The organism is Bacillus cereus group sp. BfR-BA-01331 (genome assembly GCF_022663915.1).
Lineage (GTDB): Bacteria > Bacillota > Bacilli > Bacillales > Bacillaceae_G > Bacillus_A > Bacillus_A mycoides.
On sequence record NZ_JAKUGJ010000001.1, the window covers coordinates 388,764 to 411,294 of the forward strand.

Genomic DNA, 22,531 nt, shown 5'->3' on the forward strand with positions numbered 1-22,531 from the left:
AGAAGATGAGTGATTATATTGTAGTTAAATGTGGCGGTAGCATGTTGAATCGATTAAATAGTGTCTTTTTTGATTGTATAAAGAAATTGCAAAATAAGTATAAGGTTGTTATTGTCCATGGCGGTGGCCCAGAAATTGATGCCAAGTTAGAAGACTCTAATATCGAGATAGAAAAGAAAGATGGATTAAGAGTAACGCCGAAAGAGGTTATGGATGTTGTTCAAATGGTGCTATGCGGAAGTACGAATAAAAAATTCGTAATGAATTTACAAAAACATGATTTACTTGCGGTGGGGCTTTCTGGATGTGACGGTAATTTACTTCAAGTTCAACCTGTTGGCGAAGCGATAGGATATGTAGGAGAAGTAAGTTATGTAGAAACAGCCTTACTAAAAGGGTTGATAGATATGAATTATATTCCTGTCATTGCCCCAATTGGGATAAATGGTAATGAGGTTTATAACATAAATGCAGATACCGCTGCAGCTGGAATAGCATATGCACTATCCGCAAAAGAGCTCATTTTTATAACGGACGTAGATGGAGTATTACACGAAGGAAGATTGGTAAAGAAAACGGATGAATATGAAATTCTTACTTTTATAGAACAAGGCGTCATTACAGGTGGAATGATTCCGAAAGTACAGGCGGCACTTACATCGTTAAAAATGGGAGTGAAAAAGGCTAGTATCGTAAATGGTACAAAGGATTTTACTGAGGTTACAGGAGAGTGTGTTGGAACTACGGTAACAAAAGGAGTGAGTATCGTATGACAAGTCATCTTTTTCAAACGTATGGGAGAAGAACTATTGACTTTGTAAAGGGCAATGGGGCGAAAGTTATTGATAAAAGTGGTGAGCAATATTTAGATTTTACTTCTGGTATTGGAGTATGTAACTTAGGACATTGTCATCCTAAGGTTGTAAAGGCAGTAGAAAAGCAACTTAGAAATATATGGCATATATCTAACTTATTTACGAACTCCTTACAAGAAGAGGTCGCATCATTATTAACAGAAGATACAGCATTAGATCATGTGTTTTTTTGTAATAGCGGGGCGGAGGCAAATGAAGCGGCTTTAAAGCTAGCACGTAAGCATACTGGAAAATCTCTCGTAGTAACATGTGAGCAATCTTTCCACGGGAGAACATTTGGAACGATGAGTGCAACAGGGCAAGATAAAGTGAAAGAAGGATTCGGTCCATTACTTCCGTCTTTTTTACATATACCATTTAACGACATACGAGCATTAGAGGAAGTAATGAATGAAGAAGTTGCGGCGGTAATGGTAGAAGTTATTCAAGGGGAAGGAGGAGTAATATTAGCTGATCCATCCTTTTTGAAGGAAATTGAAAAACTATGTAATGAGTACAATGCTCTTTTTATTATAGATGAAGTACAAACTGGAATAGGCAGAACAGGAACACTATTCGCTTATGAGCAAATGGGAATAGTTCCTGATATCGTTACCATCGCAAAGGCGCTTGGGAATGGTATTCCAGTTGGAGCGATGATTGGCCGGAAAGAACTAGGTTCTTCTTTTACTGCCGGGTCACACGGTTCAACTTTCGGTGGGAATTATATTGCTATGACTGCAGCGAAAGAAGTATTGCAATTCATTAAGGAACAATCGTTTTTTAAAGAGGTACAGGAAAAGGGCGAGTACGTATTAAAGAAATTGCAAGAAGAATTACGACACGTTGAATGTGTTCAAAATATTCGTGGTAAGGGACTTATGATTGGAATCGAATGTAAGCATGAGGTTGCAAATGTCATAGAACAACTAGAAAAAGCAGGACTTCTCGTATTACAAGCAGGGCCTAATGTTATAAGACTATTACCACCACTTATTGTAACGAATGAAGAGCTAGAACAGGCAATATATATGATAAAAAGAGTGGTTTGTACAAAAAATGCATCAATAATATAAGGGGGAAATTTCATGTCAACTGTACAAGTACCGAAATTAAATACGAAAGATCTTTTAACGTTAGAAGAATTGACGCAAGAAGAAATCATTTCTTTAATTGAGTTCGCTATATATTTAAAAAAGAACAAGCAGGAGCCTTTATTACAAGGGAAAATATTAGGTCTCATTTTTGATAAACATTCAACCCGTACGCGCGTTTCTTTTGAAGCAGGAATGGTACAGCTCGGAGGACATGGAATGTTTTTAAGTGGAAAAGAGATGCAAATTGGCAGAGGAGAAACGGTGTCAGATACTGCGAAAGTACTATCTCATTATATTGATGGAATTATGATACGCACATTTTCTCATGCGGATGTAGAGGAGCTTGCAAAAGAGTCCAGTATCCCAGTTATTAACGGTTTAACTGATGATCATCATCCTTGCCAAGCGTTGGCAGATTTAATGACGATATATGAAGAAGCTCATACGTTTAAAGGAGTTAAATTAGCTTATGTAGGTGATGGGAATAATGTATGTCATTCACTATTGCTAGCGAGTGCAAAAGTCGGAATGAATATGACTGTGGCAACGCCTGTGGGGTATGAGCCGAATGAAGAAATTGTTAAAAAAGCATTAGCGATTGCTGATGAAACAGGGGCTGAAATTGAGATTTTGCATAATCCTGAATTAGCGGTAAGTGGAGCAGATTTTATTTATACTGACGTTTGGATGAGTATGGGCCAAGAAGGAGAAGCAGAAAAATATACTTTATTCCAGCCTTTCCAAGTAAATAAAGAGCTTGTTATACATGCAAAGCAAACATATCGTTTCCTGCACTGCCTGCCTGCTCATCGTGAAGAAGAAGTAACTGGAGAGATTATAGATGGGCCACAGTCTATCGTTTTTGAGCAAGCTGGTAACAGGTTGCACGCGCAAAAAGCTTTATTAGTGAGTTTATTTAAAAATATAGAAGAGCCTTCCTAAAAGGGAGGTTTTTTTATATTGAAATGTCGGATGTATATTTAGTTAATTATCTCTATATCATTTATAATAAAAAGAGAAAACTAAATTTGTTTTTCATATCATGTAAGGACATACTAGATAAAAAAATATAGTTAAAGAGATGATGAATTTGAAAACAACTAAGAAAACATATTCGTTTTTTCAGCGGATGTGGAGAATATTAAAGTTTCAATATTTTAAGTTGCTTCGATCGCCAGAAGGAGCAAAGAAAGTGTCACTAGGTTTTGCTATTGGATTTGGTTTAGAAATGTTGGTGATTTATACGGCATCGCTCGTATATTTAATATTTTATCCAATTGTCAGGTTAGCAAAGGGATCTTTTCCAGCCGCAGTCATTGGTAATATTATTGGGAAAATATCGTTTCTCCCAGTATTTTTATTTCCGTTTGCTTATGCGCTAGGAAAAATGATTTACCCATTTCATGTACAGAAAATACATCATGAACCATTTACGATATCAGATTTGTTTTCGAGCCATATTTTTACGATGTTAAAGAGCTTATTACAGAGTGAAGTATATGTATTAATTGGTATGACGATAATAGGAATTGTGTTTGGGGTAATTTCATATTTCGTTGTGCATTATTTATATGAAAAGAATCGTAAGTTACGTTTGAAGAAAAGAAAGAAACAAGTGAGAGAACCACTTGTTCAAATATAAAGAATGTCACATTCATTTTCTCCTTTGAATATGTTTAAGAAAAAGGGGGAGAGAATGAATGTATTATTACTACGTACCTCAAGTATATCCATATACAAATTATTATCCTGTAACTGGAGTGAGACAGCAATTCGGAGTATATCCGCAGCAACAAATGCAACAAATACAACAGATGCAACAGATGCAACAGCCTGAGCAGCAACCTGTTCAAGAACGAAAACCGTATTTAATGACATGGCCGTATTCAAATGTATACTATGGTAATTATTACGAATCATAAAGCTGCTTCTATTTAGAAGCAGCTTTATGCGTTTGTTTTCAAAATTAAATTTTGAATGGTTTTAAGAGAATAAATGAGCTTTTCACGCTCTTCCTCAGATAATGTTTGAAAATTTTCTTTTAGTTTGCCTAAAATGAATTGCTGATACTGACTTACTAACATTTTCCCTTCAGTTGTTAGGGAAATTAAAATGACCCTTCGATCTTTTTCGCTATAATGACGCTCTATTAGCTCTTCTTGAATAAGTTTGTTTAATAGAGGGGTCATGTTAGGCCGTGAAATCGCTAGCCGCTTGCCAATTTCTGAAACTGCTAATGTACCATTTTCATGCAAAAGCAGTAACACTTGCGTATGTGATGGCGGCATATGTCTTTGAGAAGAAAACTCTCCAGGAAGCATAAATTTGCGATAAAAAAGAGGCACTAGCGAAAGAAGATGATCAACAATACGTTCCCACTCGCGTGATTCCATATAACGGCCCCCTTCCACTATCATTGTAACAAAAAAGACAAGGTATAAAAATAGAATTGTTTCATGGTAGCCTTAATATTTGTAGGATAACACTTGCTTTGTAAATGTATTGGCAATAATCGTATAACCGTTATCATTTGGGTGTACTTGGTCAAATAGTAAATCTTTTTTATCCTTCGATATTAATTTGCGAATTGGTAAAACGATAGATGGCTGATTCGCTTTTGAAATAGCATAAATAGAATCATTCCAACCATCTAAAAACATATCTGCATAACTGGCAATGGAGTCATCGAGTTGTAAAGGGTTATAGAGTTCAGAGAGAATGAGTAAAGCATTCGGATTTTGATCTCGAACGGTCTTTACAATAGTTTTTACATCCGTTTCAAAACGAGCTTTTTCTTTATTTAGCATTTTAATACCATCTATAACACCTACATCACGATTTAAGCGAAATAAATTATTTCCCCCAATATTAATAGTAATTATATTTGCTTCCCTAATTTTTTGTTGAACTTCTTCGGACTGAACTTTTTTAGCGAGACGATCTGTAGTAAGGCCATTTACACCAAGATTTTCTACCGTAATTGGTTTATGAATTTGTCCTTCTATTTGCTTAGAAGCTAATTCGGCAAATCCCCCTTGTGTAGATCCATATCCTTTGGCGAGTGAATCACCTAATACGAGATGATAAAAGGAGTCGTTCGTTTGCTTATCAATCCAACTCGGAGCAGATGTTTTTTCTGCTTTTCCTTCAGTTTCTTTTTGTTTTGTCTCATCGTTCTTTTCAAAATTAGAATAAGAAATGATCAGAAGGAGGAGACAAACAATTGTTAAGATGACTTTTTTCATAAATTCATCCTCCTTGTAATTGGTAATTGTATCATATTCAGCAGTATTAGCAATGTAAGGGCATATTATATGTTTATGAAAAGTTTATAATAACTTTACAGAAAATTTGTTGAAGTTTGTCAAAAAATATTGACGATACGAAAGAACTTTATATATGATAATGTCAGATAAGGTGAAATTCTACTTAGTGGGAGCTTTATCTCCCGTTAATTGTTAGTTTTCATCAATCGGGCGTTTAAGGGGACTACTCGTTAGCGCAAGATGAAATGAAAATCGTGTCTCTAATAGAGGAAAAAAGGTATGTGGTTAGAGACAGATAGGGGTTCATTTCATTATTTCTGGTAATTGTATAAGGGGGATTTTTTGTGAAAAAGTCAAAAAAAATGCTAGCTGGAGCAACTCTTGCTATTGGTGTTATAGCGCCACAAGTGTTGCCAACAACAGCTCATGCAGAGGAAAAAGCTGGGGAGAGTACAGTTAACTTACGAATTTTAGAAACATCAGATATTCACGTTAACTTAATGAATTACGATTATTATCAAACGAAAACAGATAATAAAGTAGGTCTCGTGCAAACTGCAACACTTGTTAATAAAGCACGTGAAGAAGCGAAAAACTCTGTCCTATTTGATGATGGAGATGCATTACAAGGGACACCGCTTGGAGATTATGTAGCGAATAAAATAAAAGATCAGGAGAAGGAGAATTCTGTTGATCCTAACTATGTTCATCCATTATATCGTGTAATGAATTTAATGAAGTATGACGTCATCTCTCTTGGGAATCATGAATTTAACTACGGTTTAGATTATTTAAAGTCAGTGATTAAAAAAACTAAGTTCCCTGTTATTAACTCAAATGTTTATATAGATGATCATGATGGTAATGATGAGAATGACAAGCATTACTTTGATAAACCATATCATATTTTTGAAAAAGAAGTAGAGGATGAATCTGGTCAAAAACAAAAGGTGAAAATTGGTGTAATGGGATTTGTTCCACCTCAAGTTATGAACTGGGATAAAGCAAATTTAGAAGGAAAAGTAAAAGCGAAAGATATTGTTGATACAGCGGAAAAGTTAGTTCCAGAAATGAAGGCGCAAGGTGCGGACGTTATTGTTGCATTAGCCCATTCAGGTGTCGATAAGAGCGGCCGTAGCCCAAAAATGGAAAATGCTTCGTATTATTTAACAGAGGTTCCTGGTGTAGATGCAGTATTAATGGGACATTCACATACTGAAGTGAAGGATGTATTTAATGGTGTTCCTGTTGTAATGCCTGGTGTCTTTGGAAGTAACCTGGGTATTATTGATATGCAATTGAAAAAGGTAAACGGAAAATGGGAAGTACAAAAAGAGCAATCGAAGCCGCAACTTCGTCCGATTGCTGATAGTAAAGGGAACCCATTAGTACAATCTGATCAAAGATTAGTTAATGAAATTAAGGATGATCATCAAGCGACAATTGATTATGTGAATACAGCTGTAGGAAAAACGACAGCGCCAATTAATAGTTATTTCTCATTAGTACAAGATGATCCTTCTGTACAACTTGTGACAAATGCACAAAAATGGTACGTAGAAAAGCTATTCGCTGAAAACGGACAATATAGTAAATATAAAGGAATTCCAGTATTATCTGCAGGAGCACCATTTAAAGCGGGTGGCCGAAACGGTGCTACATATTATACGGATATTCCAGCAGGCACATTAGCAATTAAAAACGTAGCGGATTTATATGTATATCCAAATACGTTATATGCTGTAAAAGTAAACGGGGCACAAGTGAAAGAATGGCTTGAAATGTCTGCTGGTCAATTTAATCAAATTGATTCAAAGAAAACAGAAGAACAACCATTAGTAAATATAGGTTATCCTACATATAACTTTGATATTTTAGATGGCCTAAAATACGAAATTGACGTAACGCAACCAGCGAAATACGATAAAGATGGCAAAGTTGTAAATGAAAATACGAATCGTATTGTAAATATGACGTATGAAGGTAAGCCTGTAGCTGACAATCAAGAGTTTATTGTGGCTACAAACAACTATCGTGGAAGTAGCCAAACGTTCCCTGGTGTAAGTAAAGGCGAAGTTGTATACCAATCACAAGATGAAACGCGTCAAATTATTGTGAAGTACATGCAGGAAACACCAGTTATTAATCCAACAGCAGATCAAAATTGGGCGTTTAAACCGATTATTGCAGATAAATTAAATACAACATTTGATTCTTCACCAAATGCACAAAAATATATAAAGAAAGATGGAAAAATATCATATGTTGGACCATCTGAAAATGAATTCGCTAAATATGCAATTGATATAACGAAGAAGAATGATGATAAGGAAACTGGTGGAGAGAATCCAACGACACCGCCAACAGGTGAAGGCAATAATGGAGAGAATCCAACGACACCGCCAACAGGTGAAGGCAATAACGGAGGAAATCCAACGACACCACCAACAGGTGAAGGCAATAACGGAGGAAATCCAACGACACCACCAACAGGTGAAGGTAATAATGGAGAGAATCCAACGGCACCGCCAACAGGTGAAGGCAATAACGGAGGAAATCCAACGACACCACCAACGGATGAAGGTAATACTGTTAATGAACCAAAACAAGATGGAAACAACGCGGGATCTGGACAAACTACAACAGATAATCAAAATGAAAAAGAAACAACGAAAGTAAGTGAAGGTAAAGAAGAACGTGATTTACCGAAAACAGGTACAAGTGTTGCTTCTACAATTGGAGCAGGTCTGGCGTTTGTTGGAGCGGGATTACTTATGTTATTTAGAAGAAAGAAAGCGAATAGATAGTACAGTATTGTAAAAAGGATTACCGTAATCGGTAATCCTTTTTTTCGTATATATTATGAAACTGGTACTGTTTTTTCTTTCTTCCATGAAAGACCAAATCCAGTGAAACCAACAATAATTGTTAAGACCGGGCAAGCTAAACAGAAGATTGCGAATGGAACGTAATCAAATGTCGGAACGCCAAGGACATTCGATAAGAATACGCCACTTACTCCCCATGGTACGAGCGGGTTAATAACTGTACCTGCATCTTCTAATACTCGTGATAAATTACGACGTTCTAAACCGACTTCATCGTATTTGTTAGCGAATGCTTGTCCTGTTAAAACGATGGATAAGTACTGTTCACCAAGTAAGAAGTTTACACCAATTGCAGTTGAAGCAGTAGAAATAATTAAGCGTGTGCTATTTTTTACAAAGCTAGAGATAATATTCATCAGCTGCGTGATAATGCCCATTCCTTGTAGTAATCCTCCCATACAAAGAGCTAGGAAAATAAGAGCAATCGACATCATCATACTTTGTAGACCACCGCGAGATAGTAAGCTATCAATGTCTTTAATACCAGTTTTAGAAACGTAGCCGTCTTGCATAATTTTCATTAAATCAGCTAAAGAAGTGCTAGGTTTAAAAATAAAGAGAATAATAATTCCTACCACAATTCCTGCAAGTAATGTTGGAACTGCTGGAACTTTTTTAAATGCGAATAGGAACAGTAATAAAATTGGAATAAGTGTAACGATAGAAATCGTTGTGTTTTGTTCTAACGTGCTAATAAAGTTTGTGAAGTCAACGTCTCCACTAGTACCGCTTCCTAAAATGAAAAATGCGATAAAAGCGATAATAAAAGCAGGAACTGTTGTCCAAAGCATGTTACGAATATGCTCAAATAAATCTACACCTGTTACAGCAGGAGCTAAGTTTGTTGTATCAGATAAAGGAGACATTTTATCTCCAAAGAATGCACCAGAAATAATTGCACCAGCGATCAGAGCTGGATCGTATCCGAGAGCACTACCCATTCCCATAAAGGCAAGCCCTACTGTTGCTGCAGTTGTAAATGCACTACCGATACTCGTTCCAACAATTGCACAAACAACAAAAACAGTAGGAACGAAAATTTTTGGAGATACAAGTTGGAATCCGTATACCATTAAAGTTGGAATTGTTCCAGCTGCGATCCAAACACTAATTAATACGCCTACAAGTAAGAAAATAAAAATAGATGGAATACCAGCTGAAACACTACTTATCATTCCTTTTTCCATAGTAGACCAAGAAATTTTTTTCATAAATCCAAATGCTAATAAAAGAACGATACCAAATAAAATTGGGATGTGTGGTGAAACTTCTAATTTGATAACACTAAAGCCAATACAGAAAAAAATAAAAATTGTTAAAAGAACAGATTCAATTTTTGAAACCATTGTTTTCCCCTCCTAAGTAATTTAAAATAGCTCTTTTTTATATAAAATTCGCCAATATTGTATATTTCCTTCTAAAATTTAGAATTTTGTGACAAATTACCGGTAATTGTCAACATCTCAATATGATACGGAAATGATTGGATAAAAAAACGCCCCTGCATATAATTATGCAGGGACGAAGAAATCGCGGTACCACCCTAGCTTGTGAAAGGAATGTATCACAAAATAAAGGGTCATATGATATGCGCTAATAAAATAAAAACGCCCCTGCAATATATGCAGGGACGAAAAATTCGCGGTACCACCCTAAATTGTGAAACAGTTTCGTTTCACCACTCTTTAGACATAACGGTCTAAACCGTCTTTCACTACTCCTCACGTTTCGTAAAAGAAGCTCCAGGGGGTAATTCATAAATCGCTCTGTACTGGTTCGCACCGACCACCAGCTCTCTGAAATCAGAAAACGAAATACTACTAAATCCTATCAACGCCGATTCATATGATGTTAGTTAAATTTTTATCATATATTCATCATACATGTCAATAAAAACATTCGATATTTTTTTAGGGAAATAAAGGAGAAATGTTTTTAATACTGTAAAAGTGTGCGTTATAATGAATTTGAAAGGGGAGGAAAGAGTGAAGAAAAAAATAATTCTTTTTACCACCTTACTAGTCGTTGGCGGAAGTGCTGGAATTTACACAGCTTTTGCAGCTGAATCAGAGCAGTCGAAACAAAAGCAAATACAGCAGTCAGAAGTGAAGAAAGTGAAAGAAATTGAAGAGAAGAAATCGATGGAAAAAGCAGCTGTGAAACTAGGAGTTTCTACTGAGGGGAAAACAAAAGAAGAGGTTACAAAAGAAGTAGATACCGCTAGATTTGAGCAGCGCCATGATTTGTTAATTGAGCATGCTAAGCAACTTGGAATTGATACAGAAGGAAAAAAAGATGAAGAGATTATTTTAGAAATTGGAAAGATACAACATGGAAAGTAGAACAACTTATCGTATGATAAGTTGTTCTTTTTTAAGAATTATTTGATTTAAAAATAATTGACAGTCATTTATTTTTAATGTTAACTTTATTTATAAACAAGTTAACATTAGGGGTGACAATTGTGGCTGTTAATAGTAACACGAGTGAAAAATCGTCTTATACATATGAAGAATTATCGAAGAAGAATAAAGATTACGTATGGCACCCATTTACACAAATGAAAGATTATTTAGAAGAAGATCCTGTCATTATTGAACGTGGAGAGGGAAGAAAGCTATACGATGTAAATGGAAATGAATATTGGGACGGTGTTTCATCTATTTGGTTAAATGTTCATGGGCATCAAGTACCAGAACTAGATGAGGCAATTCGCGAGCAATTAAATAAAATTGCTCATTCTACTATGCTAGGACTTGCTAACGTTCCATCTATTTTATTAGCAGAAAAAATAATTGAAGTTGTACCAGAAGGTTTGAAGAAAGTATTCTATTCAGACTCTGGTTCTAGCGCCGTTGAAATTGCAATTAAGATGGCCTTTCAATATTGGCAGCATAAAGGAAAACCGAAAAAACAAAGATTTGTTACATTAAAAGAAGCATATCACGGTGACACGATAGGTGCTGTTTCAGTGGGGGCAATAGACTTGTTTCACCAAGTGTATAGTTCACTATTATTTGAGGCAATTAAAATGCCGTATCCATATACATATCGTTCTCCTTATGGAGATAATAAGGAACAAATTGTAAAGAAACATTTAGAAGAAATGGAAGAAATGCTACAAGAAAAACATGAAGAAGTAGCAGCTATTATTGTGGAGCCATTAATGCAAGGTGCTGGTGGGATGATTACAATGCCAAAAGGATACTTAAAAGGGCTTCGCGATTTATGTACAAAATACAATGTATTATTTATTACAGACGAGGTAGCGACTGGATTTGGGCGTACCGGGAAAATGTTTGCATGTGAACACGAGGATGTGACGCCAGACATTTTAACAGCCGGAAAAGGTTTAACAGGTGGTTATTTACCGGTGGCAATTACGGTAACGACAGATGAAATTTATAATGCCTTTTTAGGAGGCTATGAAGAACAAAAAACGTTTTTCCATGGTCATAGTTATACAGGGAATCCGTTAGGTTGTGCCGTAGCAATTGCAAATTTAGAACTATATGAAAAAACTAATTTAATAGAAGATGTTGCGCATAAAGCAGAATATGTAGCGGCACAATTAGAAGCTCTTAATGAATATAAGCACGTAGGAGATATTCGTCAGTGTGGGCTAATGGTTGGTATTGAACTTGTGAAGAATAAGGGAATGAAAGAATCGTTTGAATGGACAGAAAGAGTCGGTGTTCAAGTGTGTAAACGCTCAAGAGAGCTGGGCATGATTTTGCGACCACTCGGTAATACGATTGTATTTATGCCTCCTCTTGCATCTACGGTGGCTGAGATTGATGAGATGTTACGCATTTTATATAAAGCAATTTCGGATGTTACGGAGGGAGAGTAATGAGTGGTTTCTTTATAACAGCAACGGATACAGAAGTTGGCAAAACGGTAGTGACAGGAGCATTGGCAGGTATATTTCGAGAGCGTGGACATAATGTTGGTGTATATAAACCGTTGCAAAGTGGACATGTTGCATCAAATCCTGAGGGTGATGCAGCAAGGTTAAAAGCATTATCGGGTGTACCGACAGAAGAGGATGAAATTTGTCCTTATTCCATTGACGAACCACTTGCTCCGAGACTTGCCATGAAAAGAGCTGGAAGGACAGTAACGTTAAAAGAAATTACTGATCACTATAATGAACTACTAAAAAAGTTTAATAGCCTATTTGTAGAAGGAGCTGGTGGGCTTGCAGTTCCATATACAGAAGATGCTTTAGTGATTGATTTTGCAAAAGAATTACAGCTTCCTCTTATTGTAGTAGCGCGTCCTACGCTTGGGACAGTTAATCATACTATTTTAACAATTTCTTATGCAAAAGCACATGGATTAAAAGTAGCAGGTGTAATTTTATCTGGATGTAAAGGATATGAAAAAGAAAGAGTGCAAGAAAATAAAATAATGATTGAGGAGTTAAGTGGCGTGCCGGTTTTAGGGTTATTACCATTCCTTGAAGGTGAGTTTACAAGGGAAGAATTATTGGAATCGGCAAAAGAACATATTATGATTTCAAAATTAGAGGAGCTCATCCAAAATGAATCAAATGTGGCGCACGCATCTTCAATCTAAAGTAGAACAATTAAAGGAGCAAGGGCAGTATCGTAATTTACATGTAACAGAGAAAGCGGAAGAGACATGGCTTATTCGAAATGAGAAAAGGATGCTAAATTTAGCATCAAATAATTATTTAGGGTTAGCTGGAGATGAAAGGTTGAAAGAAGCTGCTATTGTCTGCACAAAAAAATATGGAACTGGAGCGACAGCATCTCGTCTCGTTGTAGGAAATTATCCACTGTATGAAGAGGTTGAGAGAAGTATATGCGATTGGAAAGGCACTGAAAAAGCTTTAATTGTAAATAGTGGATATACCGCGAATGTTGGGGCGATTTCTTCGTTAGTTGGTCGCCACGATATTGTTTTTAGTGACAAATTAAATCATGCAAGTATCGTTGATGGAATCGTATTAAGCGGAGCAGAGCATAAAAGATATCGTCATAATGATTTGGATCATTTAGAAAAGATGTTGCAAATAGCGTCACCAGAAAAGAGAAAATTAATCGTAACAGATACGATTTTTAGTATGGATGGAGATATTGCATATTTGAGAGGCTTAGTTCAGCTGAAAGAGAAATACGGGGCAATCATTATAGTTGATGAAGCACATGCAAGTGGAATATATGGAATCGGTGGAGCCGGATTATCTCATGTAGAAAAAGATATTGCTCAAAAAATTGATATACATATGGGGACGTTTAGTAAGGCTTTAGGGTGTTATGGTGCGTATTTAACGGGTGATTCCATTTATATAGAGTATTTACAAAATATGATGAGAAGCTTGATTTTTACTACAGCTTTACCACCAGGAACATTAGGGGCGATCCGAAAAGCAATTGAAATTGTGAAAGAAGGTAACGAAAGAAGAGAGCGACTTATAGAGAATGGTGCATATTTCAGGACGCATTTACAAGAAGCTGGTTTTGATATTGGGAATAGCTCAACTCATATTGTACCGATTGTAGTTGGATCAAATGAAAATACTTTACGGTTTAGTGAAAGGTTACAAGAGGTAGGTATCGCAGCCATTGCAATTCGTCCGCCGACTGTTCCCGTTGGTAGTTCTCGAGTCCGTTTTGCAGTTACGTCACAACATACAATAGCCGATTTAAAATGGGCTATTCAGCATATTATACGCATTGGTAAAGAAGAGGGGTTTTTAGTATGAAAGAGCTAAAGCTTATTTTTATTCCAGGATGGGGAATGGAAGAAGGTGTTTGGACTTTGGTTCTGCCGTATTTTACAGGATATTCTGTTCAATGTATAGATTGGCGTAACGTGAAAGAACAAAGTGAATTTGCAGGGCGAATAATAGATGTAGCGCAGGATGAAAATGTAATTTTAGTTGGATGGTCACTAGGAGCGTTAGCGGCAGTACAAGCTTATAAAAAGATTAAGGCCCAAGGTATGGTACTAATTGGTGGTACCGCTAAATTTACCAATACAAGTGACTATACAAGTGGATGGAATTCCTTGCATGTAGAACGTATGAAAAAGAATTTAACGAGAAAAAAAGAAGATACTTTGAAGCGTTTCTATGAAAATATGTTTACAAAAAGTGAGCTGAGGGAGAATACGAGTTTTGAAGAGATTGCGCAGAAGTTTAAAGGAGACTCGATTCAGTCTTTACAATTAGGCTTAGATTATTTAATAGAAACAGATATGAGAAATGAAGTAATAGATATGAAAGCCCCGCTGTTACTCCTTCATGGAGAGCAGGATGTAATATGTCCATTGTCTGCAGCCCATAGTATGGCGAATAATACGAATGCCAACCTAAAAGTAGTAAGCGGTGCTGGGCATGCATTATGTGTAACGAATTTCGAATATTGCGCAAATGAAATTATTCAATTTGTAGAGGGGATACGACATGATCAACAAAACGTTACTGCAAAAACGGTTTAACGGGGCGGCTGTATCCTACGATCAATATGCAAATGTACAAAAAAAGATGGCGTATTCGTTACTTTCTACATTGAAGGAACGATATAGTGAAACATCATCGATACGTATTTTAGAACTTGGATGCGGGACAGGATACGTAACAGAGCAATTATCAAATTTATTTCCGAAAGCTCATATTACAGCTGTGGATTTTGCTGATGAGATGATTGCAGTCGCGAAAACTAGAAAAAGTTTGGGAAATGTGATGTTTCGATGTGAAGATATTGAACAATTAAAATTAGAAAATTCATATGATGTCATCATTTCAAATGCTACATTTCAATGGCTTAATGATTTAAAAGAGACAGTGAAAAATTTATTTAACTATTTGTCTGAAGAAGGAATATTATTATTTTCCACGTTTGGTAATACGACTTTTCAAGAATTGCATACGTCTTTTCAGCGTGCTAAGAAAGAAAAGGGGATACACAATTGTACTTCAATAGGACAACGATTCGTTTCGAAAGAACAGTTAGTGAATATATGCAAAAATCCATTAGGAAATGTACATGTTTCTGAAACGTGTTACATAGAAAGCTTTACAGAAGTTAGGGAGTTTCTACATTCTATTCGAAAAGTAGGGGCAACCAATAGTAATGAAGAGTCTTACTGTCAAAGCCCTTCACTCTTTCGTACGATGCTTCGTATATACGAAAGAGACTTCACGGGAAAAGAAGGGATAATGGCAACATATCATGCTTTATTTACGTATATAACAAAAGAGGGGAAGAGATGAAATGAAACAAGTACAAACAAAAAGAGATTGGAAAAAACTTGCATACGACGTAGTAGAAGAGAAAATGATTACGAAAGAAGATGCAATTGCAATATTAGAAGCTGATGATACAGAGGTTTTAGAAATTATGAATGCAGCTTACATCATTCGCCATCATCATTTTGGTAAGAAAGTAAAGTTGAACATGATTATAAATACGAAATCTGGATTATGTCCTGAAGATTGCGGGTATTGTTCACAGTCTATTATTTCAGAAGCACCGATTGATAAGTATGCATGGTTAACACAAGAGAAAATTGTTGAAGGAGCGCACGAAGCAATTCGTCGTAAAGCAGGTACATATTGTATTGTTGCATCTGGTCGTCGTCCGACGAATAAAGAAGTAAATCACGTTATTGGAGCAGTTAAGGAAATTCGTGAAACGACAGATTTAAAAATTTGCTGTTGTTTAGGATTTTTAAATGAAGATCAAGCAGGTCAGTTAGCAGAAGCTGGTGTGCATCGTTATAATCACAATTTAAATACGCATGCCAACAATTATGATAGCATTTGTTCAACGCATACGTATGACGATCGTGTTGATACAGTCCAAAAAGCGAAGCAAGCCGGTATTTCTCCATGCTCTGGAGCAATTTTCGGAATGGGAGAAACGATTGAACAGCGCGCTGAAATTGCATTTGAATTACAACGTTTAGATGCGGATTCTATTCCATGTAATTTCCTTGTTGCTGTAAAGGGTACTCCGCTTGAAGGACAAAAAGAATTAACACCTGTAGAATGTTTAAAAGTGCTGGCGATGATGCGTTTTGTAAATCCAACAAAAGAAATTCGTATTTCAGGTGGTCGAGAACTTAATTTACGTTCTGTACAGCCACTTGGTTTATTTGCAGCAAACTCTATCTTTGTCGGGGACTATTTAACAACAGCTGGACAAGAGCCGACTGCGGACTGGGGTATGATTGAAGATTTAGGATTTGAGATTGAAGAATGTGCGCTATAAGATAGATGAAAAGCAAACTTGTAAAAGAGTTTGCTTTTTTGTAAATAAAATGTAATAAATAGTTGTTAATGCTTGATACTATTGGTTTTTGAGCGAAAAAAAGAATTTTGGTGGACGAATTTTCCAAGCCCTAATTGTACATAGTAAAAATGTAATTTATATCGGGTTGGAGGATTTTACATGTACAAATACATATTAACTATTATGACCTGTCTGATTTTAATAAAAGCGATAAGTGCTGATCCAGTTAAGGCGGCTGAAAATCCTGAACAAAAAGAAATGCAACAAAGAATCGAACAGCATTTTCGAACGAAAGCTGAACATTTTGGGCTTGAAACAGAAGGGAAAGATTTAAAAGAAGTGAGGAAGGAAATTTCTATTATAGAAGAAGCGGAAAAGAGAGAAAATGTGTGGAGAACAGCACAAGCTCTTCGTATAAAAACAGAAGGAAAAACGATGGATGAATTAATAGAAGATGTACGAAAAAAGGTGAGAAAATAAAAAAGAGGCCGTAGCCTCTTTTTTAAGCCCATTGTTTTGATAAATGAGCCATTTCGATCGCAGCAACTGCCGATTCATATCCTTTATTACCAGCTTTTGTACCTGCACGTTCAATTGCTTGTTCAATTGTTTCTGTCGTTAATACACCGAAAATAACTGGAATGTCCATTTGTAGTGATAAAGATGCAACACCTTTTGCTACTTCATTACAAACGTAATCGTAATGTGTTGTAGCACCGCGAATTACTGTACCTAATGTAATAACAGCATCATATTTTCCGCTATTGGCCATCTTTTTAGCGATTAAAGGAATTTCAAATGCACCAGGAACCCATGCAACATCAATATCGTTTTCTTCTACACCGTGACGCTTTAATCCATCTAAAGCTCCGCCAAGTAACTTACTTGTAATAAACTCATTAAAACGTCCAACAACAACCCCAACTTTTAATCCTGTACCAACTAAATGACCTTCGAATACCATAATGTATCTCTCCCTTAATTATAAGTTTAGTAAATGTCCTAATTTGCTTACTTTCGTTTGTAAATACGTTTTGTTTTCTTCTTTTGTTGGCATTTGCAACGGTACACGCTCGGTTACTTCTAAATCGTAACCTTGTAAGCCAGCAATTTTTCGTGGATTATTCGTTAATAATCGTAAACTTTGTAAGCCTAAATCTTTTAAAATTTGAGCACCAATACCGTAATCACGAAGATCAGCTGGGAACCCAAGTTTTTCATTTGCTTCTACAGTATCTAACCCTTCTTCTTGTAACTTATAAGCGCGAAGCTTATTCAGAAGACCAATGCCTCGTCCTTCTTGTCTCATATAGAGAAGAACACCTTTTCCTTCACGCTCAATTTGAGCAAGTGCAGCATGTAGCTGTGGCCCGCAATCACAGCGGCACGAACCAAATACATCTCCTGTTAAGCATTCTGAATGAACGCGTACAAGTACAGGTTCGCCTGTTGAAATATCACCTTTTACGAGCGCGATATGTTCTTTCATATCTAATGAGTTAGAATAGCCAATTGCATGGAAATTACCGAAATCTGTAGGTAATGTAATTGCCACTTCTCTCGTCACAAGTGTTTCGTGGTGGCGGCGATAAGCAATTAAATCTTCAATTGTAATCATTTTTATATCAAATTGTTTTGCGCACTCTAGTAAATCAGGTACACGTGCCATCGTCCCATCTTCATTTATAATCTCGCAAATGACGCCGGCGGGCTCAGCTCCGCAAAGTTTTGCTAAATCAACAGCAGCTTCTGTATGACCTGCGCGGCGAAGGACGCCACCTTCTTTCGCAATTAATGGAAAGATATGTCCAGGGCGGTTAAAATCAGTTCCTTTAGATGCGGGATTTAATAATTCCTGTATTGTTGTAGCACGCTCATGAGCACTAATGCCTGTTGTTGTAGAAACGTGATCGATGCTCACTGTAAAAGCAGTATGATGTGAATCTGTATTATGAGATACCATTGGTTCTAACTGTAGACGTCCTGCGTACCCTTCCGTAATCGGTACGCAAACGAGACCACGACCGTGTGTGATCATAAAATTAATCGTTTCTGGTGTAATGTACTCTGCTAAAGCAATAAAATCGCCTTCATTTTCTCGGTTTTCATCATCACATACGATAACGACCTTTCCTTGTTTTAAATCTTCTAGAGCTTCTTCAATACGATGAAACATTGTGCTTCCTCCTTATAGAAATCCGTTTTCTTGTAAAAAGCTTTCGGTCATTGAACCAGTTCTTTTTGCGGGCTTTGAGATAAAGCGTTCAATATATTTTCCAATCATGTCACACTCAATGTTTACGATGTCCCCGGCTTTTTTTTCTCCGATTATAGAATCGCTTACTGTGTGGGGGATGAGTGAAATTGTAATTGAAGATTCGTCTATATCAAATATTGTTAAGCTAGTGCCATCAACAGCAACGGATCCTTTATGCAAACAATAGCGTAGTAATTCATCAGAAATTGCTATTTTGTAATAGATGGCATTGTAATGTTGTTTTTTAGTTAAAATCGTACCGATGCCATCGATATGTCCGGTGACGAAATGTCCACCGAATCGTCCGTTTGCAGCCATCGCCCGTTCTAAATTCACTTTGGCACTTGGCTTTAGCATACGAAGTGATGTTGCTTTCATTGTTTCAGGCATTGCGTCGACAGTGAATGAAGTAGTCGTAAAAGTAGTTACTGTTAAGCAAATGCCGTTAACCGCGATACTATCACCTAATTTGACATCGGATAAAATTTGATTCGCGCTAATAGTTAGCTTCATTGCTTCACCACTTTGAGTCATGCTTGATATCGTTCCTAACTCTTCTACGATTCCTGTAAACATTCCGTCACCTCGCTTTTTAAGGTTGCAACAATTTTTATGTCATTACCGATTTGTTTCATCTCTTGAATTGTTAAGGAAAGTGCATCTTGTAACTTCGAAAAACCAGCTCCGCCAAATAAGGTGGGTGCATCTTTTCCACCAATTAATTTCGGGCTTATATAGGTCACGATTTCATTAAAACTATTTGTTTTTAAGAAGTTTGCATGCACCGTTTGACCACCTTCAACGAACAGAGAAAGAATTTGTTTCTCACCGAGCAGGGATAGGACATCTTGTATTTCAATTTGCTGTGTTTTCATTTGGAATACAGCTATATTGTTAGATTCATAAGACGCTATTTTCTCTTTGTTTACATCCTTACCGACAATAATCCATGTCGGAGTTAAGCCATCTGTTATGACATGAGAAGATGGCGGCGTTCGTAAGTGGGTATCTAAAATAACGCGTATAGGATGTTTACCTCCGTTTGAAATTCGTGTTGTTAAGTGTGGATTATCAGTTAGAACTGTATTCACACCGACTAGAATAGCATCATGTATATGACGATATTGGTGAACGTCAGCGCGTGCTTCTTCGCCTGTAATCCACTTACTTTCACCGGTTACAGTTGCTGTTTTTCCATCTAAGCTCATTGCTGTTTTTATTGTTACAAAGGGACGTTTCGTTTTCATATAGTGAAAAAAGTATCGATTTAATAAAGTGGCTTCCGCCTCAAGAACACCAGTAGTTACCTCGATTCCAACTTCTTCTAATCTCCTTTTTCCATTTCCGGAAACGAGTGGATTGCAATCAAGAGTAGCAATTACAACACGCTGAACTCCTTTTTCAATGAGTAATTCACAGCAAGGTGGTGTTTTTCCAAAATGGCTACACGGTTCAAGTGTTACATAAACAGTAGCACCTTTTGCTTTTTCACCAGCCATATGAAGTGCATGAACTTCGGCATGTTCTTCACCAGCACGCAAGTGAGCTCCCATTCCTATGATGTTTCCATCTTTTACAACAACAGCACCAACCATAGGATTTGGGCTTGTTTGTCCCGATGTTCCTTGTGCTAACTGCAAGGCAATCCTCATATATTCTTGATCTGTCATTCTTTTCACCTCTCCTGAAAAAATCAAAAAACCCCAAGGATTTTATATCCTTGGGGTTTGGGAGACGTGATTTCTAGAAATATAGTTCGAATACGAAAGTATAGGAAAGAAACCTAACGATGACTGATATTTTGGCATAAGGAAAAAACCTAGCAAAATATCAAATTCTTTCAACGCTAGTCGTATCTTTTTATTTCAGTATAGAAACATAAGTATACAAAATAAAACATATATAAAGATTCAAAATGAAACTTTAAAAATATGCATACTGAAATAAAAGTGTATTCGCTATATAAAATTACTAGAAAACATATCCTTCTCCCATCCAGACTATACTGTCGGCCCTAGAGTTTCACTAGATCCACCGTTTTCGCGTTGAAAACGGGTCACGGACTTAGAAGCTATCGCTTCATCACCGCCGGTTGGGAATTTCACCCGACCCCGAAGGATGTTGTTTGCTCACATTATAGCACAAAAAAGAAAAAAGCAAAGTGGAAAATATTCGAATGTGAAGAATTGTGTGAAAATATATGCCGATTTGAATGGGGACGGAAGTAATAGAAATGTTGAAAGGGGAAGGGCTGTATAGGCTTTGATCAAAAGAAAAAACATACACAAATAAATGTGCATGCTCTTTAAATATTTATTCTGCCTCTGGTGCTCTAACAACAGACTCGAATTTTCCTTTATGCGAAGCATCGCAATAAGGCATGTTTTTTGATAAACCACAACGACATAAAGAAAATGCTGGTTTTGCTGGGAATACATTCCCTTGTGAGTCAACTAATTCCACGTCCCCTGTAACGCGAAAAGAGCCATTATCATTCACTTTAATTTGTACTTTTGCCAACGTTATCCCTCCTTTCCAAACGCTTACTCTCATCATATAATTAGGGAGAGTACTTGACAATATAAAAAGAGCACTTTGTTTGAGAGAGAAGAGAGTGTTATAATAGTTTTTATAACTGACTAGAGTAAGGTGACGAAAGATGGATAAAAAATTACACACACTACAAAATATTGCAAATGAGCGCACATGGGCATCATTTTTGAATGATAATCATCCATATAGTTTACTTCATTGGTCAATCGCAGGTGTAGGACAAGAACCGAAAGATGTTTGGTTACTTCAAGATGAGGTAACTTTTCAAACGACGGAATTCCCAACGCTAGACGAGGCAGTAAAGTGGATTTCTGAAAATATGGAACAAGTTACAGACGTTTTAGCGCAGTAAAAAAACAGGCTTATGCAAGCCTGTTTTTTGTTTCTTTTACATATGTGTTTAAAAATTGATCGATGGCATCTTCGTACTCTTCTTTATTTTCATTATAAGAGCAAGCGTGTGCACCATGTTCTGCAATATAAAGCTGTTTATTATTTTCTTTCGCTTCATAAAGTGATTTCGTCATATCAGATAAAATATAGTCATCATCTTTACTATGAATAAAGAGAACCGGATTGTTAATATTTTTTATACAATCAATTGGTGAAACTTCACGAATTGTATAGCCATCACGAACTTTTAAAAAGGCATTTGCTAAAGGTAATAAAGGCCATTTTGGCAAATGAAACTCAACTTTCAAACGATGTTGTAACTGTCCATAAAAATCAGAGAAAGGACAATCAGCAATATAAAAATCAGCACCATCTTCTACAAGTCCTGCATATTGAAGAAGAGTTGCAGCACCCATAGATTCACCATGAATTCCGAGTGTAATATTCGTTCCGAAACGATCTTTTAGCCAGTCAACTACTGACTTTAAATCATGTTTTTCATAATAGCCATAACTTGTTGTTTTACCACCGGTTTTACCATGACGGCGATGATCATAAATAAATACGTTATATCCTCTATTTAAAAATAAGTTTGCATATTTAACGGAATTCATTTTATTTACAGTCACACCGTGGCAAAAAATCATAAATTTATTGGAATGACCAGCTGGCATGTAATATCCGTGAAGTTCGTATCCGAATTGAGAAGGGATGTGAACCTCTTCTTTTTGAATAGCCTTAAAATCGTCCAAATGAAAATGCTTTTTCGTTTCGCGTTCTAAAACTTCTTCCTCTGTTTTTTTCTTCAAGTACATAACTTTATTTGTAAAGAAAATCCCAATCGCAGTTAGTGCGCCTAGTATAGTAAACAATGCTGTAAAAAAACGTTTCATACTTTACCTCATCCTCCAAATACCTCTACATGTGATACACTAACATTGTATCACAATGATGTG

The 22,531-nt window shown here is 36.4% G+C and carries 24 protein-coding genes, 1 riboswitch and 1 other annotated feature; of the genes, 15 read left to right on the top strand and 9 right to left on the bottom strand.

The window, feature by feature from the left end:
• The first annotated feature begins 5 nt into the window (after window positions 1–5).
• The 5 genes from argB to MR155_RS02060 all read left to right on the top strand — a co-directional run bounded on the left by argB (window position 6) and on the right by MR155_RS02060 (window position 3,873).
• Window positions 6–773 (top strand): acetylglutamate kinase, encoded by a 768-nt coding sequence (gene argB, locus MR155_RS02040; protein ID WP_016096141.1) that lies wholly within the window; start codon window positions 6–8, stop codon window positions 771–773.
• Window positions 770–1,930 (top strand): acetylornithine transaminase, encoded by a 1,161-nt coding sequence (locus MR155_RS02045; protein ID WP_219303504.1) that lies wholly within the window; start codon window positions 770–772, stop codon window positions 1,928–1,930. Before argB ends, MR155_RS02045 begins: the two co-directional genes overlap by 4 nt.
• A 12-nt stretch (window positions 1,931–1,942) precedes the next feature.
• Window positions 1,943–2,893, top strand: coding sequence for an ornithine carbamoyltransferase (gene argF, locus MR155_RS02050; RefSeq protein WP_219303503.1), 951 nt, complete (start codon window positions 1,943–1,945; stop codon window positions 2,891–2,893).
• Window positions 2,894–3,041: 148 nt separating this feature from the next.
• On the top strand, window positions 3,042–3,593 hold the full coding sequence (locus MR155_RS02055; RefSeq protein ID WP_002088510.1) for a DUF2062 domain-containing protein: 552 nt from the start codon (window positions 3,042–3,044) through the stop codon (window positions 3,591–3,593).
• A 58-nt stretch (window positions 3,594–3,651) separates the two neighbouring features.
• Window positions 3,652–3,873, top strand: a complete 222-nt coding sequence (locus tag MR155_RS02060) for a hypothetical protein (RefSeq protein ID WP_242307723.1) — start codon at window positions 3,652–3,654, stop codon at window positions 3,871–3,873.
• 24 nt (window positions 3,874–3,897) lie between these two features.
• Here the strand turns inward: MR155_RS02060 and MR155_RS02065 are convergent, their stop codons facing one another.
• Both MR155_RS02065 and MR155_RS02070 read right to left on the bottom strand, forming a co-directional pair.
• Window positions 3,898–4,344, bottom strand: a complete 447-nt coding sequence (locus tag MR155_RS02065) for a MarR family winged helix-turn-helix transcriptional regulator (RefSeq protein WP_002088507.1) — start codon at window positions 4,342–4,344, stop codon at window positions 3,898–3,900.
• Between the two features lie 72 nt (window positions 4,345–4,416).
• Window positions 4,417–5,196: a GDSL-type esterase/lipase family protein gene (locus tag MR155_RS02070; protein WP_242307725.1), complete on the bottom strand. Its 780-nt coding sequence runs from the start codon at window positions 5,194–5,196 to the stop codon at window positions 4,417–4,419.
• A gap of 365 nt (window positions 5,197–5,561) precedes the next feature.
• Here MR155_RS02070 and cpdB point away from each other — a divergent pair, with 365 nt between their 5' ends.
• Window positions 5,562–8,024 carry a bifunctional 2',3'-cyclic-nucleotide 2'-phosphodiesterase/3'-nucleotidase gene (gene cpdB, locus MR155_RS02075; protein WP_242307727.1) on the top strand — a complete coding sequence of 821 codons (2,463 nt, stop codon included), beginning with the start codon at window positions 5,562–5,564 and terminating at the stop codon, window positions 8,022–8,024.
• A gap of 53 nt (window positions 8,025–8,077) precedes the next feature.
• Here the strand turns inward: cpdB and nhaC are convergent, their stop codons facing one another.
• A complete protein-coding gene (gene nhaC / locus MR155_RS02080) occupies window positions 8,078–9,451 on the bottom strand; it encodes a Na+/H+ antiporter NhaC (RefSeq protein ID WP_219303500.1) in 1,374 nt (457 codons plus the stop codon).
• 277 nt (window positions 9,452–9,728) lie between these two features.
• Window positions 9,729–9,948 (bottom strand) — a binding site (T-box leader).
• A gap of 142 nt (window positions 9,949–10,090) precedes the next feature.
• Here nhaC and MR155_RS02085 point away from each other — a divergent pair.
• From MR155_RS02085 to MR155_RS02120, 8 genes are all read left to right on the top strand, one after another.
• Window positions 10,091–10,447 carry a hypothetical protein gene (locus MR155_RS02085; protein WP_242307729.1) on the top strand — a complete coding sequence of 119 codons (357 nt, stop codon included), beginning with the start codon at window positions 10,091–10,093 and terminating at the stop codon, window positions 10,445–10,447.
• A 77-nt stretch (window positions 10,448–10,524) separates the two neighbouring features.
• Window positions 10,525–11,958: an adenosylmethionine--8-amino-7-oxononanoate transaminase gene (gene bioA, locus MR155_RS02090; protein WP_242307731.1), complete on the top strand. Its 1,434-nt coding sequence runs from the start codon at window positions 10,525–10,527 to the stop codon at window positions 11,956–11,958.
• Window positions 11,958–12,686, top strand: a complete 729-nt coding sequence (gene bioD / locus MR155_RS02095; RefSeq protein ID WP_242247048.1) for a dethiobiotin synthase — start codon at window positions 11,958–11,960, stop codon at window positions 12,684–12,686. Before bioA ends, bioD begins: the two co-directional genes overlap by 1 nt.
• Complete coding sequence (gene bioF / locus MR155_RS02100; RefSeq protein WP_242307732.1) at window positions 12,652–13,839, top strand: 8-amino-7-oxononanoate synthase; 1,188 nt, start codon at window positions 12,652–12,654, stop codon at window positions 13,837–13,839. Before bioD ends, bioF begins: the two co-directional genes overlap by 35 nt.
• Window positions 13,836–14,576, top strand: coding sequence for an alpha/beta fold hydrolase (locus tag MR155_RS02105; RefSeq protein ID WP_242307733.1), 741 nt, complete (start codon window positions 13,836–13,838; stop codon window positions 14,574–14,576). The genes bioF and MR155_RS02105 overlap by 4 nt, the downstream gene beginning before the upstream one ends.
• A complete protein-coding gene (gene bioC, locus MR155_RS02110; RefSeq protein WP_242307739.1) occupies window positions 14,542–15,351 on the top strand; it encodes a malonyl-ACP O-methyltransferase BioC in 810 nt (269 codons plus the stop codon). The genes MR155_RS02105 and bioC overlap by 35 nt, the downstream gene beginning before the upstream one ends.
• Window position 15,352: 1 nt before the next feature.
• Entirely contained in the window at window positions 15,353–16,351 is a 999-nt protein-coding gene (bioB, locus tag MR155_RS02115; protein WP_002014986.1) for a biotin synthase, read from the top strand.
• A 180-nt stretch (window positions 16,352–16,531) separates the two neighbouring features.
• The gene (locus tag MR155_RS02120) at window positions 16,532–16,852 is read left to right on the top strand and encodes a hypothetical protein (protein WP_002088493.1); all 321 of its coding nucleotides are present in this window, start codon (window positions 16,532–16,534) and stop codon (window positions 16,850–16,852) included.
• Window positions 16,853–16,874: 22 nt separating this feature from the next.
• Here the strand turns inward: MR155_RS02120 and ribH are convergent, their stop codons facing one another.
• From ribH to MR155_RS02145, 5 genes are all read right to left on the bottom strand, one after another.
• The gene (gene ribH, locus MR155_RS02125) at window positions 16,875–17,336 is read right to left on the bottom strand and encodes a 6,7-dimethyl-8-ribityllumazine synthase (RefSeq protein WP_002122292.1); all 462 of its coding nucleotides are present in this window, start codon (window positions 17,334–17,336) and stop codon (window positions 16,875–16,877) included.
• An 18-nt stretch (window positions 17,337–17,354) separates the two neighbouring features.
• Window positions 17,355–18,548 carry a bifunctional 3,4-dihydroxy-2-butanone 4-phosphate synthase/GTP cyclohydrolase II gene (ribBA, locus tag MR155_RS02130; RefSeq protein WP_242307750.1) on the bottom strand — a complete coding sequence of 398 codons (1,194 nt, stop codon included), beginning with the start codon at window positions 18,546–18,548 and terminating at the stop codon, window positions 17,355–17,357.
• 12 nt (window positions 18,549–18,560) lie between these two features.
• Window positions 18,561–19,205, bottom strand: a complete 645-nt coding sequence (ribE, locus tag MR155_RS02135) for a riboflavin synthase (protein WP_242307757.1) — start codon at window positions 19,203–19,205, stop codon at window positions 18,561–18,563.
• Window positions 19,187–20,299, bottom strand: coding sequence for a bifunctional diaminohydroxyphosphoribosylaminopyrimidine deaminase/5-amino-6-(5-phosphoribosylamino)uracil reductase RibD (ribD, locus tag MR155_RS02140; RefSeq protein WP_242307760.1), 1,113 nt, complete (start codon window positions 20,297–20,299; stop codon window positions 19,187–19,189). The genes ribE and ribD overlap by 19 nt, the downstream gene beginning before the upstream one ends.
• A gap of 309 nt (window positions 20,300–20,608) precedes the next feature.
• Window positions 20,609–20,752: riboswitch (FMN riboswitch) on the bottom strand.
• Between the two features lie 190 nt (window positions 20,753–20,942).
• Window positions 20,943–21,149, bottom strand: a complete 207-nt coding sequence (locus MR155_RS02145) for a CDGSH iron-sulfur domain-containing protein (RefSeq protein WP_001151582.1) — start codon at window positions 21,147–21,149, stop codon at window positions 20,943–20,945.
• Window positions 21,150–21,288: 139 nt separating this feature from the next.
• Here MR155_RS02145 and MR155_RS02150 point away from each other — a divergent pair, with 139 nt between their 5' ends.
• On the top strand, window positions 21,289–21,534 hold the full coding sequence (locus MR155_RS02150; protein ID WP_002014992.1) for a DUF2552 family protein: 246 nt from the start codon (window positions 21,289–21,291) through the stop codon (window positions 21,532–21,534).
• 10 nt (window positions 21,535–21,544) lie between these two features.
• Here the strand turns inward: MR155_RS02150 and MR155_RS02155 are convergent, their stop codons facing one another.
• Window positions 21,545–22,468 (bottom strand): alpha/beta hydrolase, encoded by a 924-nt coding sequence (locus MR155_RS02155; protein ID WP_002014993.1) that lies wholly within the window; start codon window positions 22,466–22,468, stop codon window positions 21,545–21,547.
• Window positions 22,469–22,531: the final 63 nt, after the last annotated feature.

Coding starts and splice junctions, on each gene's coding strand:
- argB (WP_016096141.1), top strand. CDS start 6: ATGAGTGATTATATTGTAGTTAAATGTGGCGGTAGCATGTTGAATCGA.
- MR155_RS02045 (WP_219303504.1), top strand. CDS start 770: ATGACAAGTCATCTTTTTCAAACGTATGGGAGAAGAACTATTGACTTT.
- argF (WP_219303503.1), top strand. CDS start 1,943: ATGTCAACTGTACAAGTACCGAAATTAAATACGAAAGATCTTTTAACG.
- MR155_RS02060 (WP_242307723.1), top strand. CDS start 3,652: ATGTATTATTACTACGTACCTCAAGTATATCCATATACAAATTATTAT.
- MR155_RS02065 (WP_002088507.1), bottom strand. CDS start 4,344: ATGGAATCACGCGAGTGGGAACGTATTGTTGATCATCTTCTTTCGCTA.
- MR155_RS02070 (WP_242307725.1), bottom strand. CDS start 5,196: ATGAAAAAAGTCATCTTAACAATTGTTTGTCTCCTCCTTCTGATCATT.
- nhaC (WP_219303500.1), bottom strand. CDS start 9,451: ATGGTTTCAAAAATTGAATCTGTTCTTTTAACAATTTTTATTTTTTTC.
- bioA (WP_242307731.1), top strand. CDS start 10,525: ATGTTAACTTTATTTATAAACAAGTTAACATTAGGGGTGACAATTGTG.
- bioD (WP_242247048.1), top strand. CDS start 11,958: ATGAGTGGTTTCTTTATAACAGCAACGGATACAGAAGTTGGCAAAACG.
- bioF (WP_242307732.1), top strand. CDS start 12,652: ATGAATCAAATGTGGCGCACGCATCTTCAATCTAAAGTAGAACAATTA.
- MR155_RS02105 (WP_242307733.1), top strand. CDS start 13,836: ATGAAAGAGCTAAAGCTTATTTTTATTCCAGGATGGGGAATGGAAGAA.
- bioC (WP_242307739.1), top strand. CDS start 14,542: ATGATCAACAAAACGTTACTGCAAAAACGGTTTAACGGGGCGGCTGTA.
- bioB (WP_002014986.1), top strand. CDS start 15,353: ATGAAACAAGTACAAACAAAAAGAGATTGGAAAAAACTTGCATACGAC.
- MR155_RS02120 (WP_002088493.1), top strand. CDS start 16,532: ATGTACAAATACATATTAACTATTATGACCTGTCTGATTTTAATAAAA.
- ribH (WP_002122292.1), bottom strand. CDS start 17,336: ATGGTATTCGAAGGTCATTTAGTTGGTACAGGATTAAAAGTTGGGGTT.
- ribBA (WP_242307750.1), bottom strand. CDS start 18,548: ATGTTTCATCGTATTGAAGAAGCTCTAGAAGATTTAAAACAAGGAAAG.
- ribE (WP_242307757.1), bottom strand. CDS start 19,205: ATGTTTACAGGAATCGTAGAAGAGTTAGGAACGATATCAAGCATGACT.
- ribD (WP_242307760.1), bottom strand. CDS start 20,299: ATGACAGATCAAGAATATATGAGGATTGCCTTGCAGTTAGCACAAGGA.
- MR155_RS02150 (WP_002014992.1), top strand. CDS start 21,289: ATGGATAAAAAATTACACACACTACAAAATATTGCAAATGAGCGCACA.
- MR155_RS02155 (WP_002014993.1), bottom strand. CDS start 22,468: ATGAAACGTTTTTTTACAGCATTGTTTACTATACTAGGCGCACTAACT.